Raw genomic sequence first — 17,284 nt, 5'->3', positions numbered from 1 at the left:
GATTAAGATAAATGGACGAGATAAATCCAAAGAGGAAGAGTTACCATGGAAAGAAGAACAGAAAGAATGACACAGCTAGTCCCCAGGCGTGCGTCACCGCCATAAAGGGAAGGAAAAATCGATGTCGTCGCTCCGGCTGGCATGCCCATCATAAGGACAGCGACACCCAGACTGGCACCGGATAATCCCATAACGCGTCCCAGGAATAAGGTTAATAAAGGCAGGAAAATAAGCCGGATTACGCAGTAATAAACCGTATCAAAATCAAAGATTTTCCACGTGGGAGCTTCTGCAAGGACCGTTCCCACAACAAACATAGCAATGGCAGAATTACATTTACTGATAGCAAGAACGGTCACCTTAAGGACGCTTGGCAGGTTGATTCTCAAAATCATGACAGCAAGGCTCAGAAAAACAGCAATGAGGCAGGGATGGGTAATAACCTTTCGGCATAACTCCTTTTTGCTCATGCCTTCCTGGGCCATGAAATAACTTGTTCCAAAAGACCACATGAAAATACGGACAGGAATCAGAAAAATCGCGGCATAAAGGACCCCTAGATCATGATAGACTCCCTCTGCAATTGGCGTACCCAAAAAACCGCTGTTGGGAACGAGCGTCCCATATTGAAGAACCTTGCGTTTCTCCCCGCTGTAACGCCGATAAAGCACTTGGTTAAAGAATAAGGACCCCACTTCAATGACAAGGGAAAGCAAAAGCAAAAGGGCACCAACAGCTGCAAAATTGGTCCCCGTATCGACAAAACAGGACTTAAAGATTGTACAGGGAAGGATCACATAGACAACAAGATCCGTCAGACAGCGCTTTCCTTCTTTGGTAATGACTCCTTTTTTGGTCAAATAAGCGCCAAGAAGCATCAAGAGGAAAAGGGTCCCCTGCAAGGTTAGCAGATCACCTAAGTCCATGGTTCCATTCCTTTCTGGGAGTTACTGATTCATTTTTTCCATTTCAAGTTCACTGGGGAAGATGAGATTCAGCGCAAAAGCAACAACAAAGACAACGGCCACACAGTTTTCAGCAAAGACGGACTTGATGATTGTCGGAAACATCTTGAAAATAGCTGGCGTTTGCGTAAAACCAATTCCAATGGAAAGAGAAAGCGCCGCAATGCTCATATTGCGCTGAGTAAAACCACAGCCGGCAAGCATCCGAACGCCGCTGACGACAATGGAGCCAAACATCATAAGAGTACATCCACCAAGAACAGCGTCAGGAAGGGAGGCCAAGATAACTCCAAAAGCAGGGAAAAGGCCAGCAAGGATCATGATCAGGGCGCCGCTGGCAATGGCCTTACGATTAACAACATGGGTCATGGCGACAAGACCGACATTCTGGCTGAAGGACGTAATGGGAAGGCAGCCAAAAAGACTGGACAAGGAACTAATAAACCCGTCAACGGCAATGGATCCTCGGATTTCACCATCTGACGCATCCCTTCCCATGCCCATGGCAGCTAGGGCCGAAGTATCCCCTAAGGTTTCCGTAGCAGAGACAAGGAAAATAAGGAATACAGAAAAAATGGCATCAGGTCGAAATTCCAAAGCATAGGGAAGCGGCATCGGCAGGGAAAAAAGTCCCACCTGAGTCATCCTTGATAAATCCACCATGCCAAGAAAAGCAGCTGCAATATACCCTACAACAAGACCAAACAGAACAGAAAGCTGCTTATAAAAATGTTTGGCCTTGATATTGAAGATAAGACAGCTGAGAAGGGTAATGGTCCCTACGATGAGGAATTTGGGTTCCCCGAAATGAGGATTGCCAAAGCCGCCGCCAAAAGAGTTGGCTCCAATACCTAAGAGGGAAAACCCGATGGCCGTGACGACACTGGCCGAAACAATAGGAGGAATGAATCGGCGCCAGTACTTAGCCCCCATTCCAATAAGACCTTCAAGAAGGCCGCCTACAAGGGCCGCGCCCAAAACAGCACCATAACCATATTTAGCACCAATGACGCAGAAGGTAGAGACAAAAGTGAAACTGATTCCCATGATGATGGGAAGTCCTGAACCCAGGGGCCCTAGCGGATAGAGCTGAAAAAGGGAACCAATCCCGGCAATGATCATGGCTGCCTGGACAAGAGCACCCGTTTCCTCTGTAGATAATTTGACAGCACCCGCTACAATCAGGATCGGAGCAATATTGGCAACAAACATGGCAAGGACATGCTGGAGCCCAAAAGGAATCGCTTTTTCAAAGGAAATCTTTCCATCCAGTTCGTAGATTGGATCTTTTTCTCTATCCATCAGCAGCCTCCTTCATCAGCGGAACACAATGGTTCCCGTCTTGGCATCCATTTTTTCAATGATAGCAAGGCTCTTGAGATTGACGCCTTTTTTCCGCAGGGCATCACCGCCTCCTTGGAATCCTTTTTCAATACAGATACCAACCCCTTCGACAGTCCCGCCAGCTTGGTCGACAAGGTCCATCAATCCTTCAACGGCACAGCCATTGGCAAGAAAATCATCGATGATAAGGATATGATCTCCGCCGTTGAGATATTTTTTGGAAACAATGACATGATTTGTTTTATTATGGGTGAAGGACTTGATTTCCGTGCTGTATACATCGGCATCCATGTTGCTGCCCGCTGATTTTTTAGCAAAGACCACTGGTACACCCATATGGATTGCTGTCAGACAAGCAATCCCAATGCCCGATGCCTCAATGGTGAGGATTTTTGTAACTGGACGGCTGGCAAAGAGTTTCTTGAAGATTTTCCCCAGTTCGCTGATAAAAGGAACATCGATCTGATGATTCAGGAAGCTGTCCACCTTGAGGACATCCCCACTCTTGATGATACCGTCAGCGAGAATCTTTTTTTGCAGTAAATTCAATTCAGCCATGACTTACCCCTTTCCAATCATAAAAACACGCTTATGTAAAGTAGCATTATATCATAAAGTCCCGCCCCGTGGGACACTCCCTTCCCAAAATACAGGTTCTTTTTTGCTTTTGACAAGTGTGAGTTTGTCATAGTAAACTAGGGAAAAGGATTGTTTGATAAAGGAGGCCCATGATGAAAGCACATAAAACATTTGCTTGGCTGAACGTTCTTTTCTTTTCCCTTACGATGATGACAGGCTTAAAGCGAAAATAAGGCAAAGGAACTCCGACGCAAAAGGCGGGGCAGACATCCATTCATTGCGGTTTGACGCTGCTTTTTCCTTTATTTTTTAGGGAGAAGATTCCCCGCACCGCACGATAGACTTTCGTCAACGACTGGAACAACAAAAGAGGCTGTGAGGAAATGAAGGGAATCCAGATACCGTCATTTTTCACAGCCTTTTTTTCTGCCGTCGCTTAGCCTTTGAGATAGCGGTCAAAATAAGCGGTAATCGTTTCAAGTACCTTGGGCTGGATCCAGTAGACGCCGCCATGAGGCGCATGGGGAACTAGATAGCGCTCACTGGGAATCTTCTTTTTCTGGAGGGCTTGAAAAAGGATATCTGTCTGACTGGGCGAAACTACCGTATCGGCCGTGCCATGCATGAGCATCAAAGGAGCCGAGGTCGAAGAAATGTATGTAATGGGATTAGCCTGCTGTGCGGCCTTTTGATCGGCAGAAATACCGCCATCCTTGCCGCCAAAAACACCGCTTCCATTGACCCACAGGGCTTCTGTAGCGCCACTGGAAGCATGAAGGGCCTGTACCTGTTTGGAATAATCAGCCCCAATCCGGGTCAAATCGGAAAGACCATACAGGTCAACAGCACAGGTGATATCACTTTTTTCATGAAGATAATCTCCCTTATCAAATTCCCTGCTGCCGCTGGTCGTTGCCATGAGAGCGGTTAAATAACCACCGGCACTGCCGCCAACGACGCCGACCCGCTGGGGATCAATGCCATACTGGTCTTGATGGGCCCTTAGAAAGCGCAGGGCCGCCTTGATATCTTCCAAAGGAGCAGGGAATTTGACCGTAGGTGCCACACGGTACTCAACCGCGGCCACGACATAGCCTTGTTCTGCCAAATGGTTCACGAGCTGTGGCATGTTGTTCTTATTGGCCGAGATGAAGCCGCCGCCTGGAATATAAAGAATGAGTGGCTTTTTATCCTTCGTCTCAGGAATGAATAAGTCCATTTTCATCGCTCTGCTAGGATATCCCCGCTGAGGGACCTGCTCATAGACCACGTCAGGAATGGAAGTGATCTTATTTCTCGTAAGCGTGACATCAAGGATCTTGCTGGGTATGGCCTCAGTTGGTTTTACTGCAGCAAACGCATTGCCACTAAAGGAAATAATTCCCAGCAAAAGGGCCAGAATCATTTTATCTTTCATTGGAAAAGCCTCCTTTGAATTTTTTTTCATTATAGCATCAAGTGAACCTTTTGAAATCATCCTAAGATTCCTCTTGCTTTTCCCTTTACAAACACCGCTTTCTTTGGTAAAATAGTGTTGTTATGCGGGCATAGTTCATTGGTAGAATGAAAGCTTCCCAAGCTTTAGAGGTGGGTTCGATTCCCATTGCCCGCTCCACTTCAAAAAATGTGTTGCCGCCAATAGGGCGGCTTTTTTTTTTTACCATTTTAAGAAAAAGAATGCATTTCCCGAACAATTCCCTCCTTTTTCCTTTCATCCACCGGACTTATACACAGGCTGTTTTCAAAAAGCTGTGTATAAGTCCTCTTTTTTCCACAAGGCCCAGCCTTTTTCCACCGTGATTCCTACTTTATCTATTTCAATTTGCCCACGGGGACAGGGTTTGAAAGTTTTCCACAAACTTCTGGGGATAACCGTTAAAAGCTGTGGATAACTGTGTATAAGTCCGGTCTTTTTCTTCTTGCCTGTGGAAAAAGCAGAAAAACCTGCTTTTTTATCCACAGACAGAGTAATAGGCATTTCCATAGGAAAATAGGGATGTTTCCTCACATAAAGGGGAAATTTTCCCATTTCCGAACATTAACGATTTATACACAGAAAAGAACCTTTTCTTTTCTCCTTTTCCTTTTCGTTTTCCTCATCTATTATGCGATACAAAATCATCATATAAAAATAGAATATCTTACCAAAATGTTGTTTCTGTCCATTTCACAAAAACGAGGCCCTGACTATCCCTTTTCACCTTCATGTAAATTATATACAAAACATATATTCGGGAACATGCTAAAACCATTGATTTTTTCATACTTTTCCCCAAAGTTATACACACCTGTGGATAACTTTCTGTGCATAAGCTTTTTTCTTGTGCACAAAGTCAGTATTCCCTTGATTTCGGTCTTTTTTATCTTTTTGTTTTACATAACTTAAAAAGTTATCCACATGTCCACAATGTTTTCCACAGGTTGGCAAAGTTCCTCCCCAAAGTTCACCCCGAATATGCTATAATATGGATTCGAGAAAATGATGATAAAGGTGGTTTACTTATGGAGAATGACGTCCTTTCTTCCTTATGGGAGACCCTTCTAAATGGGGATCAGTCCATTCCTAAGATGTCGGGATGCAAAAAATGGCTTTCTCAGGCCGTTCCGCGTTCCCTTACAGAAGATACGCTGCTCCTTGACGTAATGAATGATTTCACCAAAGAGTGGATCATAAATAATTATAAAGAGCCTATTGAGGCATTCCTTAAAAGTCAGTTCAATCGGCCCATGACCCTTGATGTAGAGATTCGTCCTGACCTGGCAAATAAAGAAGAGGATCTTTTTCCTGGACACGGGGCTGCAGCACCCAAAGCAAAGGAGCCCCTCATTCCCAAAAAGGGACCGCGTCAGGATTTTTCTTCCAACCTGTCTCCTAAATACGTCTTTGAAAACTTCGTCATCGGCAATTCCAATCGCTTTGCCCATGCCGCTTCAAAAGCCGTTGCCGAAGCGCCGGCCAAGGTCTATAACCCGCTTTTTCTTTACAGCGATTCAGGACTTGGCAAGACGCACCTCATGAATGCCATAGGCAACAAGATTCACCAGGACCATCCGGAAATGAAGATCCTTTATACATCCAGTGAGACTTTCACCAATGAACTGATCAATTCCATCCAGAACAATGCAACAGAAGCCTTTCGCAATAAATACCGCAACATCGATGTCCTGCTCATTGACGATATCCAGTTTTTGAGAAAAAAGGAATCGACGCAGGAAGAATTCTTCCATACCTTCGAAACACTCTACAAAGCAGAAAAACAGATCATCATTTCCAGTGACCGCAAACCATCGGAACTGGATACACTGGAAGAGCGCCTCAAAAGCCGATTTACGTGGGGACTTATTGCGGATATCCAGCCGCCGGACCTTGAAACGAGGATTGCCATCTTGAAGAACATGGCCCTCAAGGATCATATCAGCGTACCAGACAGCGTAACAAACCTAATTGCCAGCAATATTTCCACCAACATCCGGGAACTGGAAGGCGCCTATACCAAGGTTCGAGCCTATTCTCAATTTTCCAATGAACCCATTACGGAAGAACTTGCCATCGAAGCCCTCAAGGATCTCAATCTAACACCGGTTTCAAGGACTATTACCATTGAAGCCATCCAGCAGTACATTGCATCGTATTACAACATCACCTTGAATGACCTGCTTTCCAAGAAACGAACAGCTAATATCACCCTGCCCCGTCAGATTGGTATGTATCTGGCACGAACCCTGACGGACCTTTCCCTACCCCGTATTGGCGAATCCTTTGGCGGCCGTGACCACACAACAGTCCTTCACGCCTGTGACAAGATTCTTTCCAAGAGCAAGGAAAAGACCGAATTTGCCAAGGAAATCGAAAAGCATATCACTCATCTGAAAGGCTGATCTTTTTAATTTCCTTCAATTAATAATCATCCACAGAATTATGCACAGGTCGTGGATAACTTTGTGGAAAAACTGTGGATGAATCTGTTTATAACTTCTTTTCCCCAAAATCCTGTGGACTTGTGGATAGCCATCAACAACTTTCCCACACCTTTATCAACAGCGAAATAGACGGCCACATCAAGGATTTCAGGATTTTTGAACAAATTCACAGCCCCTACTACTAAGGCGGCTATCTTTTAATATTTTAGAGTTCTCACTTAAAGGAGGTTTTCTCATGCAGTTTTCCTGTGAAAGTGCCCAGCTTGCCAAAGCTGTCAATACCGTTAAAAAAGCAATTTCCTCAAGCCCCAACGCACCTATTTTTTCTGGTATCCATATGAGCCTTAACGGCAACACTTTGGAACTTGTTGCTATGGATGTCAACTTCAGCATGAAAAAGGTTTTGGAAGTCAATGGCAATGAAGACGGAGTCATCCTTGTTCCTGCACAATCCTTAGGGGATCTTTTGGCCAAGTTTTCTACGGACATTCTCACGTTGACCCAAAAAGAAGGCACCCAGGAACTGACGCTTACTAGTGAAACGGGTACTTATCATATTCCCCTGATTGGAAGTGACGATTATCCGTCTTTTCCTGAATTTGAAGGAGAACGGATCCTGACCTTGCCCGAAGATCTGCTGGGACAGCTCATCCGTCAAACCGTCTATGCTTGTTCTACTGATGAATCACGGCCTCTTTTTACGGGCGTCTTCATGGAGAAAAAAGGGCAGCACATCACTTGTGTCGGAACCAATACACATCGTCTGGCCATCAAGTCGGCTGATCCAGAAACGGCTGACGACAGCGAGTATTCCCTGCTCATTCCGGCCCGCGTCCTTAAGGAAATTGCCAATAACCTGACTGGGGAGCTGCCGGAAGATGTAGCCATCATCCAAAAAGACAGCAAGATCTTGGTCCGTATGGGAAGCCTCAGCCTTGTATCTAGTCTCATCGAAGGAACTTTTCCTGATTATTCAAGACCGATTCCTCCGTCTTTCAAGAATCGGTCGGTTCTCAATCGCCAGGATCTGGAACGGGCCATTCAGCGAGTTTCCCTTTTTGCACAAGGGGAATACAACATCATCCGTCTCAACATCGAAGCCGATCGGGTGATCCTTTCCAGTGCAGCCAGCGACCGCGGGCAAGGCATGGAAATCATGGAAGGCGTAACGACAGGAGAAGAACTGCCGCTCAATATTGCCTTTAACTCCAAGTATCTGATGGATTTCTGCAAGAACATTTCCTGTGATCAAGTGGTCCTTGAAACCAATTCCTCCCTTTCACCTGCCCGTATGATGCCCGTTGATGATCCTTCCTACACCTATATCATTACGCCTGTGCGCGTAATTTTCTAAGCAGCATGAGACTTTCGTCACTGCGTCTCCATCATTTTCGCAATTATGGGGACCTTACGATGAACCTATCCCATGACTTGACGGTCATCTATGGCCGCAATGCCCAAGGCAAGACCAATCTTTTGGAGGGGCTCTATTATGCGGCGATGGGGTTTTCGTTTCGCAGCCGTCATGATGAGGAATTGGTGAAATTTGGTGAGACTGATTGTGCGGCAGAAGTGACTTACTGTGACCGCTATGGGGAAAATCGGCTCCTTGTCAAACGGATCCAGGAAGGGAAAAGGACCCGCAAACAGGCCCAACGAAATGGTACTCCCATTTCTCCAAAGGAGCACTATGGTTCTTTGAATCTGGTTCTTTTCACGCCGGATGATCTGCAGCTTGTCAAGGGGGACCCTTCCCTGCGGCGACGTTTCCTCGATATGGAAATTGCCCAGACAAGCCGGTTTTACTATGAAGCCCTGCAAAATTACAATCGAGTCCTGCAGCAGCGAAATCGTTTCCTGCGCCATTGCCGCGACCAGGAAAAATTGGATGAAGGTCAGCTTTTTGTATGGGATGAAGCGCTCTCTCGAAGTGCCGCGGTCATCGTATTCGAACGGCTGAAAGCCATGGAAGAAATTGAACGGGCTGCAGGGCTTGTCTATGGAACCATTACTCAGGACCGTGAGAAGATGACCCTATCCTATCTGCAGAAACGGTCGGATGGGGAGGGGGTTCCTCCCAAGGGGCTTTCTCTTTCTGAGTGGCAGGCATTTTACCAAGAAGAACTGAAAAAGCGGCATCGTCTTGATTACGTGAGGGGATATACCAGTATGGGACCGCATCGGGATGATCTCGAAATCCTGCAGGAGGGCCGGCCCCTGCGTTCCTTTGGGTCCCAAGGTCAGCAGCGGACAGCGGCCCTGGCACTTAAACTTTCGGAACTGGAATTCATTTTTCACAGCAAGGAAGAGTATCCTATCCTGCTTCTTGACGATGTGCTCAGTGAGCTTGACGAAGGGCGCCGTCGCATGCTCCTTGATGGCATGGGCGGTAAGGTTCAGACCCTTCTCACGGTCAATGACCGCGCCTTGGCCCGTTCCAGTGGTGATGTGGTCTTTTACGAAGTTCGTTCCGGCTGGGTGGAGGAAGATGCTCATGAAGGACATTGATTGTTTGATTATGGCAGCGCTCAAGACGGATCTTGCCAAGGAAAAATATGTTCTTTACCGGCTTCGAAAAGACTGGGCGTTGATCGTTGGGGAGGCGGCAGCCCGTCATTCCCAGCCTTACCGCCTTCAGCACGCAACCCTGTTTATTCATACGGATAACCCTAGTTGGTCCCATAATTTCCTGACCATGCAGGGCAAGCTGCTTGCTGCGATTGGTAAGGCCCTGCCACGAAAAAATGGACGCCGTCTTGTTTCTGTGAAGGTCCTGAAGATGTTCCATGGAGTGTTGGAAGAAGCTCCAGAAGCAAAGGAAAATGAGCGGCCTTTCATGCCTCACCTTGACGCGGCGCGGCGCTGTCCCTGCTGCGGCGTACCTTTGATCGAAGGCGAAACCATCTGCAGCGCCTGTCGGCGCAAAAGAGCCGAAGCGACCCGTCAAAAGATCCATCAGGTTCTAAAAAAAACGCCTTGGATTTCCTACGAAGATTGTCGCCATGCTGTTGAGTGTGATAAAATGACATTTACTGACGTCAAATCCCTTTTGGGGGAATGGGCCATGGGAAAGGCCCTGGATCCCCAGGCCAAGTCCGTTGATAAGGCTTTTGCCGTCATGCTGACCCGCTCCCTTTCTCCGGAACAGCTGTCAGATGAACGAATCGACGCCATCATCGAAAAAGAAAGGAGCCGTCGGACCTATGTACCTGCATCTGGGAAACAACTACGTTATAAAAAATAGCGAAATCATCGGCATCTTTGATATTCGCAACAAGCGGACGAATCTTTATCGGCTGTTTTTGAAACCGCAGCTGGGTACGTCCAAGGTCCTTGATCTGACCGATGCCTATCCGCCGGCGAGCTGCATTGTTACGAGCGATAAGATCATCCTTTCCGGTATTTCGAGCAAGACGCTCATGAATCGTTAACAGAAACACAATTTGGGAGGTTTCCATGACTGAAAAAGACAATGAGAAAACGATAGAAGAGGAAATCGCCGTCCACGGTGAATATGGGGCAGAGCAGATCCAAGTCCTGGAGGGCCTCGAAGCCGTTCGCAAACGGCCAAGCATGTATATCGGCAGTATCAGTGCCCGTGGGCTCCATCATTTGGTTTATGAAGTCATCGATAACTCTATCGATGAGGCCCTGGCCGGTTACTGTGACCATATCCTTGTTGAAATCGGAGAAGATAACAGCATCACCGTTGTCGATAATGGGCGCGGGATTCCTGTTGAAATGCATAAGATCGGCAAACCGGCCATTGAAGTTGTTATGACCATCCTGCACGCTGGCGGTAAATTTGGCGATGGCGGTTATAAGGTCTCCGGCGGTCTTCATGGAGTTGGTGTTTCCTGTGTCAACGCTTTGAGCCGACGCATGGAAGTCGAGGTCAAAAAAGACGGCAAGATTTATGGCATTGAGTTCAGTAAGGGTAAGACCGTTCGTCCTCTTTATGTAAAAGGGGAATGTGATGCCAAGGATACGGGAACAAGCGTCCATTTCTGGCCTGATGACACGATCTTTACGGAAACGGTCTACAGCTATGAAACGCTGAAGCATCGTATCCGGGAGCTGGCCTTTCTCAATAAGGGCGTCAAGATTGAACTGAAGGATGATCGTTCCGGTGCCGATGAAATCTTCCACTACGAAGGCGGAATCATTTCTTTTGTTGAATATATCAACAAGGGCAAGGAAGCCATCTTCAATACGCCGATCTATGTAGAAGGGGAACGGCAGGACACCATCGTGGAAGTGGCCATGCAGTATACGGATGCCTACACAGAAAATATCTATACCTTCGTCAATAATATCAATACAGAAGAAGGTGGGACTCATCTGGCCGGTCTGAAACAGGCCTTGACGAGAAGCATCAACGATTATGCCCGCAAGAACGGTCTCTTAAAGGACAGCGAGGAAAACCTTTCCGGTGATGACGTCCGCGAAGGCCTGACCTGTGTCCTCAGCTTGAAAGTCCGGGAACCGCAGTTTGAAGGGCAGACAAAGACCAAGCTTGGCAACAGCGAAGTCCGCGGAATCGTTGACAATATGGTGAGCGATGCCCTCAATGAGTACTTTGAGGAAAATGCACCGACGGCGAAGAAAATTGTAGAAAAGGCCATTCTCTCAAGCCGTGCCCGAGCGGCTGCCCGCAAGGCCCGTGATCTGACACGGCGCAAGAGCGCGCTGGAAGTAAGCTCCCTGCCGGGGAAACTGGCGGACTGTTCCAGTAAGAATGCGGAAGAAACGGAAATCTACATCGTCGAAGGGGACTCCGCTGGCGGCAGCGCCAAACAGGGCCGTGACCGTGCCTTCCAGGCCATCCTGCCCCTGCGCGGCAAAATCCTCAACGTGGAGAAGGCCCGCCTGGACAAGATGCTGAACAACAATGAAATCCGCTCCATGATCACGGCCTTTGGCTGCGGGATTGGCGATGAATTCGATCTCAGTAAAATCCGTTACGGCAAGATCATCATCATGACCGATGCTGATGTCGATGGGGCCCACATCAGGACGCTGCTCTTGACGTTCTTCTACCGATACATGCAGCCCCTCATCCGAAATGGCAATGTTTTTATTGCCCAGCCGCCCCTTTATCTCATTCGTACGGGCAAGAACCACACGTATGCTTACAGTGACGATGAACTGCAAAAGAAACTTGACGAGGTGGGCCGTCAGAACAATCCTTATGTCCAGCGTTACAAAGGGCTTGGCGAAATGAACCCGGAACAGCTCTGGGAAACGACCATGGATCCTTCCAAGCGGACGGTACTGCAGGTCCATCTGGAGGATGCCGCTTCAGCGGATTCTGTCTTTTCCGTCTTGATGGGCGATAAAGTAGAACCGCGCCGCCAGTTCATTGAGGAAAATGCTGGTAAAGTAACGAATCTGGACTTCTAAGGAGGATTTCCATGGAGCTGCTGCTGCCGCAGGGAAAGCTGATCCTTTCGCGGGGAAAATTGCCCCTTGCCGGCCTTGTTGCAGGCGGTCGGGGTCCTGATCCCAATTGGCTTCTTGCTGCTATGAGAGACCTGCCCCTTTATGGAGCTGATAAAGGCGTCGAGTATTGTGTTCGGGCTGGGCTCTATCCCGTCCTTGCCTGTGGGGACAGGGACAGCGGTCACGCTGGAAGCTGGGAAAAAATCAAGGCGCATGGGACCAAGGTAATGACTTATTTGGTGAATAAGGATGCGACGGATCTTTCCCTACTCCTAAAGGAAATGCCCCCTGTAGGGACGCTGCTGGCAAGCGGCGTCTGGGGGGGACGGGCCGATCACCTTTATGCGAATTTCCTGACCCTTCTCCAGTATCAGAAAAGGACAAAGACCCCCGTCGTACTCCTTGATGAATGGGAGATGCTTGTTTTTTTGGAAAAGGGCGATCGTTTGAGTTTTGAGGCCCAAAAGCTCCCTAAGGCACTTAGTTTGCTGCCTTTCAGCCCCGTCTGTGAGGTTTCTATTGACGGTGTTCGCTGGCCCCTTGAACATGACGTGATCTCCAGCGAAAATCCTTATGCCGTGAGCAACAAGATGGCTGGCAGGAAAACACAAGCTTCGTGTCATGCTGGCATTGCAGGTTTTTATCTGACGTATAAGGAGTAGGAACCATGATTGAATTTTCTTGGGTCCATTTAGGATTCCTCATGCTCGCCGGCTTTGTCGGCTCCTTCATCGATGCCATTGTAGGCGGCGGCGGACTGATCACTCTGCCGGCCTGGATGGCGACTGGCCTTCCTATGGCGTATGCCCTAGGTTCCAACAAAATGGCTTCCGTTGTCGGGGCCATTACGAGCTTCACCACTTTTATGCGAAGCGGACGCGTGGATCGCAGGATGCTGCGCTATATGCCTCTTTCCGTCATTGGTTCTGTCCTTGGGGCTGTGATTGCCAGCTCCCTTCCGGAAATGCTCCTGCGCTATATTGTTATTGCTGCCCTCGTCATTGTAGCCCTCTACACCTTTTTCAAGAAGGAGTGGGGTGGCGCTGACCAGATAGCGTCCTTCTCCACGAAGGACCTTGCGGGAATTCTTTTCATGATTCTCTTTTTGGGCGCCTATGATGGATTTTTTGGACCGGGGACAGGAACCTTCCTGATTTTTGGTTTTCTTTATTTCGGCTACAATTTTGTGACAGCAGCCGGCAACGCCAAGGCCATGAATCTTGCGAGCAATTTAGGTGGGATTGCGGCTTTTCTCTTTCTAGGCAAGGTCTATTTCATCTATGCCATTCCCATGGCCCTTTGTGAGATCATTGGTGCCCATCTGGGGGCAAAGATTGCCATCAGCCGCGGTGTTGGTTTTATCAGGACCCTTTACCTTATCGTAACGGTCCTCCTCATTGGCAAACAGGTTTATGAGGTATTTTTGAGATAAGATGCCCTGTCAGTCAGTCCTGACAGGTATGGATAGATTGCAAGGACGGCCTTCCAAGGGGAAGGCCGCAAGAAAGGATGCGTGACAACGTGGACGATCAGCAAAATGAAGGTCAAACCATCACAGCTGGCAAAGTCATTCCGGTCTACGTCGAAGAGGAAATGCAGAAATCCTATATCGACTATGCCATGAGTGTCATTGTGCAGCGCGCCCTGCCCGATGTGCGGGACGGCCTGAAACCGGTACATCGGCGGATCCTATATGCCATGAATGAAGCCGGCATGCTTCCCAACAAGGCTTACAAGAAATCGGCCCGTATTGTCGGTGACGTCCTTGGTAAGTATCATCCCCATGGGGATTATTCTGTTTATGACGCCATCGTGCGACTTGCACAGGATTTTTCGACCCGCTACCTCATGGTGGATGGACATGGGAACTTTGGTTCCATCGATGGGGATCCTCCGGCTGCTATGCGTTATACAGAAGTCCGTATGGGCAAGATTGCCGTGGAGATGCTTCGCGACATTGAAAAGGATACGGTCGATTTCATCCCGAACTATGATGAATCTTTGAAGGAGCCGACAGTCCTGCCTTCGAAGGTTCCAGCCCTTTTGATCAATGGTTCTGCTGGTATTGCCGTTGGGATGGCAACGAACATTCCGCCCCACAACCTTGGGGAAGTCGTGGATGCCTTGGTCATGCTTATCGATCATCCAGATGCAACCATCGAAGATCTTATGGGCGCCATCAAGGGACCGGACTTTCCAACAGGAGCCCAAATCCTTGGTGTCAGCGGTATTCGTCAGGCCTATACGACGGGCCGCGGGGTTGTCAAGGTCCGTGCCAAGGCTCATGTAGAGCCTATGCCCAAAAACAAGAACCGTATCGTCGTGACCGAGATTCCTTATCAGGTCAATAAAGCCCGCCTCATTGAGAGTATTGCTCATTTGGTGCAGGATAAGACCTTGGAAGGCATTACGGACCTGCGCGATGAATCGGACCGGAAGGGTATGCGTATCGTGATTGAACTGCGCAGTGACATCATTCCGGAAATCATGCTCAATAAGCTCTATAAGCACACGCAGATGCAGGAATCCTTCGGAATCATCCAGCTGGCACTCGTCAAAGGTCATCCACGGATCTTGAATCTCAAGGAAATCCTCGTCTACTACTTGGAGCACCAAAAAGAAGTCATTACCCGCAAGACGCGGTATGAACTCAATAAAGCCAAGGAAAGGGCCCATATCCTGGCCGGACTCAAGATTGCCCTCGATCATCTTGATGAGGTTATTGCGACCATCCGCAGCAGTGCAACGGCCGAGATTGCCCGGGCTTCCTTGATTTCAAAGTTTGGCCTCAGCGAGAAACAGGCCCAGGCTATCCTGGATATGCGTCTCCAGCGCCTCACAGGTCTGGAACGCAAGAAAATCGAAGATGAATACACGGAAGTCATGGCGACCATTGCCTATCTCGAAAGTGTCCTTGCCGATGAGCATAAGATCATGGGGATTGCCAAGGATGATTTTCTTGATGTGAAGAAACGCTTCGGTGATCCCCGCCGCACCTCCATTGTGCCCGATGCTGGTGAAATTGATGCGGAAGATCTTATTGCCGAGGAAGATATTGTCATCACCATCAGCCACCAGAGCTATATCAAGCGTCAGGCTCTGACGAATTTCCGCAATCAGAACCGCGGCGGCCGAGGCGTCAAGGCGGGCAGCGGAAAAATTGTGAAAGAAGACAACAAAGTAACTGGCGACTTTTCTGAACATCTCCTCTTGGCCTCGACCCATGACAACATCCTCTTCTTTACGAACCAAGGACGTGTCTATCGTCAGAAAGGCTATGAAATTCCAGAAGCGGGCCGTCAGGCCAAGGGCACCTTTATCCGGAACCTCCTGCCCCTTGTGGAAAATGAGAAAATCACCGCGATTATTGCCGTTAAGACGGGAATCAGTGAAGATGAGAACAAATTCCTCTTTATGGCAACCAATAAGGGTGTCATAAAGAAGACAAGCGTCAGTGAATTCAAGACGGCACGTCGGGCAGGCCTTATTGCCATTAACCTGGATGATGATGAAGACCTCATCGATGTCAAGCTCACAAGCGGTCATCATGATATCCTGCTTGCTACGCGCGACGGCTATGCCATCCGCTTCAACGAATCTGATGTCCGTCCTATGGGACGCACAGCCCATGGCGTCCGCGGCATCACCTTGCGGCATCACGACGTATTGGTTTCCATGGATTCTTGTGAAGGTGATTCAGGAGAAGTCCTGACTGTCACGGAAGGGGGGCTGGGCAAGCGAACCGATATTTCCGAGTACCGGCTTCAGACACGCGGCGGAAAGGGCATCATTAACCTGAAGGTGACCAATAAGACGGGTGACATCGTCGGATCGAAACTCGTGAACGACCATCACGATATTCTCCTCATTTCCGCAGCCGGTATCATCATCCGCATGAAAGCCTCCGACATTTCAAGCTACAGTCGCAATGCTCAAGGAGTCAAGATGATGGATCTTGAAAAAGGAGACAAGGTCGCAGCCCTTGCCATTGTGGATACGGTCAGCGATGAAGAAAAGGAAACGGAGAACGCAAAATAATCCACAATTTCTGTGGATGGATTGTGGATAAGTTCCTCATCGTAGGGGTAGGAACAGATACCTACCCCTATATATAGGGGGGACTCCCTAGGGTTATCCACAGATTTTGTGGATAAGTCTTCTATTTTTGTGGAAAACTTGTGTATATCTTTGTGCATAACATAGCGAGGTCGTGGAAAAATGGCAAATGCAAAAGCAGAGGCTTTTAAAAAATTCATTGAAAGTAAGGACAGCGGTGCTTTTGGTGTGGAAGAAATTCCCAAGGATGAGCTCCATACGGTTCTCTTCCATTCCCGGCTCAAAGCAGGGAACGTGGAATATCCATTCATTGTCACCGTGGATGACAGCGTTTTCGTAACGCTTCGAGTCCTCCTTGACCAGGCTGTTGTCAAAGGAGAAAAGCGGGCAGCTGTTTTGGAAGAAATGAATCGCCTCAACCATACGTATAAATCTTTTAAACACTATGTTGACCAAGGGGGCAGTATGGTCCTGGATGCCTGTCTCATCATGCCGGAAAAAATGGAGGGATCCCTGATCTACAACATGCTGACTATGATGATGGAGCATTTGGAACATGTTGGGGACGGCATCCGGAAAGCAGCCGGTATCAAAACGCCTGAAGGGCCGGGACTTTCCATTGTAAAATAAGAAAAAAAGAGATGTGAAGAACGATCTGATGTGTACCCCAAAAACTGGACGCATATAAATTAGTTAAATGGCATTAGTGGATGTTTCCCGATATATTTCGGGAGGCATCCATTTTGTTTTTTTCTGAATCCTTTCCTTGTTGAAATAATGAATGTATTCTTTCACTGCTTTAGCAAATACCTTGAACGAGGTGTATTCTTTTTCGCTTCCGTAATACATTTCATTTTTCATCCGACCAAAAAAGGTCTCCATAATACTGTTGTCATAGCAGTTGCCCTTACGCGACATTGACTGTATAATTCCATGCTTTTTCAATTCACTTCTGTAATATTCATGCTGATACTGCC

Annotated in this window: 15 protein-coding genes and 1 tRNA gene; 11 read left to right on the top strand and 5 right to left on the bottom strand. The window is 48.0% G+C overall.

The genetic code is table 11. From position 1 onward, the window contains the following. Window positions 1–2: 2 nt before the first annotated feature. From H503_RS0104025 to H503_RS0104005, 4 genes are all read right to left on the bottom strand, one after another. On the bottom strand, window positions 3–926 hold the full coding sequence (locus H503_RS0104025; RefSeq protein ID WP_009014992.1) for an AEC family transporter: 924 nt from the start codon (window positions 924–926) through the stop codon (window positions 3–5). A 21-nt stretch (window positions 927–947) separates the two neighbouring features. Further along, complete coding sequence (locus H503_RS0104020) at window positions 948–2,267, bottom strand: uracil-xanthine permease family protein (RefSeq protein WP_009014991.1); 1,320 nt, start codon at window positions 2,265–2,267, stop codon at window positions 948–950. Window positions 2,268–2,282: 15 nt separating this feature from the next. Beyond that, the gene (locus H503_RS0104015; RefSeq protein WP_009014990.1) at window positions 2,283–2,867 is read right to left on the bottom strand and encodes a xanthine phosphoribosyltransferase; all 585 of its coding nucleotides are present in this window, start codon (window positions 2,865–2,867) and stop codon (window positions 2,283–2,285) included. A 457-nt stretch (window positions 2,868–3,324) separates the two neighbouring features. After that, window positions 3,325–4,305, bottom strand: a complete 981-nt coding sequence (locus tag H503_RS0104005) for an alpha/beta hydrolase (RefSeq protein WP_009014989.1) — start codon at window positions 4,303–4,305, stop codon at window positions 3,325–3,327. 124 nt (window positions 4,306–4,429) lie between these two features. On the opposite strand from H503_RS0104005, the gene H503_RS0104000 reads away from it, so the two are divergent. The 11 genes from H503_RS0104000 to H503_RS0103940 all read left to right on the top strand — a co-directional run bounded on the left by H503_RS0104000 (window position 4,430) and on the right by H503_RS0103940 (window position 16,937). Then, window positions 4,430–4,503 (top strand) — tRNA-Gly (locus H503_RS0104000). A gap of 887 nt (window positions 4,504–5,390) precedes the next feature. Then, complete coding sequence (gene dnaA, locus H503_RS0103990; protein ID WP_009014987.1) at window positions 5,391–6,767, top strand: chromosomal replication initiator protein DnaA; 1,377 nt, start codon at window positions 5,391–5,393, stop codon at window positions 6,765–6,767. A 277-nt stretch (window positions 6,768–7,044) separates the two neighbouring features. Then, the gene (gene dnaN, locus H503_RS0103980; RefSeq protein WP_009014986.1) at window positions 7,045–8,163 is read left to right on the top strand and encodes a DNA polymerase III subunit beta; all 1,119 of its coding nucleotides are present in this window, start codon (window positions 7,045–7,047) and stop codon (window positions 8,161–8,163) included. Between the two features lie 5 nt (window positions 8,164–8,168). Beyond that, the gene (recF, locus tag H503_RS0103975) at window positions 8,169–9,317 is read left to right on the top strand and encodes a DNA replication/repair protein RecF (protein WP_014127984.1); all 1,149 of its coding nucleotides are present in this window, start codon (window positions 8,169–8,171) and stop codon (window positions 9,315–9,317) included. After that, on the top strand, window positions 9,304–10,053 hold the full coding sequence (locus H503_RS0103970) for a DciA family protein (protein WP_009014984.1): 750 nt from the start codon (window positions 9,304–9,306) through the stop codon (window positions 10,051–10,053). Before recF ends, H503_RS0103970 begins: the two co-directional genes overlap by 14 nt. Further along, a complete protein-coding gene (gene remB / locus H503_RS0103965) occupies window positions 10,013–10,240 on the top strand; it encodes an extracellular matrix regulator RemB (RefSeq protein WP_014127986.1) in 228 nt (75 codons plus the stop codon). Before H503_RS0103970 ends, remB begins: the two co-directional genes overlap by 41 nt. A 25-nt stretch (window positions 10,241–10,265) precedes the next feature. Then, window positions 10,266–12,212: a DNA topoisomerase (ATP-hydrolyzing) subunit B gene (gyrB, locus tag H503_RS0103960; protein WP_009014982.1), complete on the top strand. Its 1,947-nt coding sequence runs from the start codon at window positions 10,266–10,268 to the stop codon at window positions 12,210–12,212. 11 nt (window positions 12,213–12,223) lie between these two features. Then, the gene (locus H503_RS0103955) at window positions 12,224–12,913 is read left to right on the top strand and encodes a thiamine diphosphokinase (protein WP_009014981.1); all 690 of its coding nucleotides are present in this window, start codon (window positions 12,224–12,226) and stop codon (window positions 12,911–12,913) included. A 5-nt stretch (window positions 12,914–12,918) separates the two neighbouring features. Beyond that, complete coding sequence (locus H503_RS0103950; protein ID WP_009014980.1) at window positions 12,919–13,683, top strand: sulfite exporter TauE/SafE family protein; 765 nt, start codon at window positions 12,919–12,921, stop codon at window positions 13,681–13,683. Window positions 13,684–13,760: 77 nt separating this feature from the next. Beyond that, window positions 13,761–16,289, top strand: coding sequence for a DNA gyrase subunit A (gene gyrA, locus H503_RS0103945; RefSeq protein ID WP_051201273.1), 2,529 nt, complete (start codon window positions 13,761–13,763; stop codon window positions 16,287–16,289). Window positions 16,290–16,469: 180 nt separating this feature from the next. After that, window positions 16,470–16,937, top strand: coding sequence for a type III secretion system chaperone family protein (locus H503_RS0103940; protein WP_009014978.1), 468 nt, complete (start codon window positions 16,470–16,472; stop codon window positions 16,935–16,937). A 63-nt stretch (window positions 16,938–17,000) separates the two neighbouring features. Here the strand turns inward: H503_RS0103940 and H503_RS0103935 are convergent. Then, window positions 17,001–17,284, bottom strand: a 284-nt coding sequence (locus H503_RS0103935) for an IS3 family transposase (RefSeq protein WP_026385417.1), incomplete at its 5' end; no start/stop codon positions are given.

This window comes from Acidaminococcus intestini DSM 21505 (assembly GCF_000425045.1).
GTDB lineage: Bacteria > Bacillota > Negativicutes > Acidaminococcales > Acidaminococcaceae > Acidaminococcus > Acidaminococcus intestini.
The sequence above is the reverse complement of the archived record's forward strand: the minus strand, read 5'-3'. Positions and strand labels throughout refer to the sequence as shown.

Excerpts from the sequence above, each read along its gene's own strand:
- H503_RS0104025 (WP_009014992.1), bottom strand. The coding sequence starts at position 926 with ATGGACTTAGGTGATCTGCTAACCTTGCAGGGGACCCTTTTCCTCTTG.
- H503_RS0104020 (WP_009014991.1), bottom strand. The coding sequence starts at position 2,267 with ATGGATAGAGAAAAAGATCCAATCTACGAACTGGATGGAAAGATTTCC.
- H503_RS0104015 (WP_009014990.1), bottom strand. The coding sequence starts at position 2,867 with ATGGCTGAATTGAATTTACTGCAAAAAAAGATTCTCGCTGACGGTATC.
- H503_RS0104005 (WP_009014989.1), bottom strand. The coding sequence starts at position 4,305 with ATGAAAGATAAAATGATTCTGGCCCTTTTGCTGGGAATTATTTCCTTT.
- dnaA (WP_009014987.1), top strand. The coding sequence starts at position 5,391 with ATGGAGAATGACGTCCTTTCTTCCTTATGGGAGACCCTTCTAAATGGG.
- dnaN (WP_009014986.1), top strand. The coding sequence starts at position 7,045 with ATGCAGTTTTCCTGTGAAAGTGCCCAGCTTGCCAAAGCTGTCAATACC.
- recF (WP_014127984.1), top strand. The coding sequence starts at position 8,169 with ATGAGACTTTCGTCACTGCGTCTCCATCATTTTCGCAATTATGGGGAC.
- H503_RS0103970 (WP_009014984.1), top strand. The coding sequence starts at position 9,304 with ATGAAGGACATTGATTGTTTGATTATGGCAGCGCTCAAGACGGATCTT.
- remB (WP_014127986.1), top strand. The coding sequence starts at position 10,013 with ATGTACCTGCATCTGGGAAACAACTACGTTATAAAAAATAGCGAAATC.
- gyrB (WP_009014982.1), top strand. The coding sequence starts at position 10,266 with ATGACTGAAAAAGACAATGAGAAAACGATAGAAGAGGAAATCGCCGTC.
- H503_RS0103955 (WP_009014981.1), top strand. The coding sequence starts at position 12,224 with ATGGAGCTGCTGCTGCCGCAGGGAAAGCTGATCCTTTCGCGGGGAAAA.
- H503_RS0103950 (WP_009014980.1), top strand. The coding sequence starts at position 12,919 with ATGATTGAATTTTCTTGGGTCCATTTAGGATTCCTCATGCTCGCCGGC.
- gyrA (WP_051201273.1), top strand. The coding sequence starts at position 13,761 with ATGCGTGACAACGTGGACGATCAGCAAAATGAAGGTCAAACCATCACA.
- H503_RS0103940 (WP_009014978.1), top strand. The coding sequence starts at position 16,470 with ATGGCAAATGCAAAAGCAGAGGCTTTTAAAAAATTCATTGAAAGTAAG.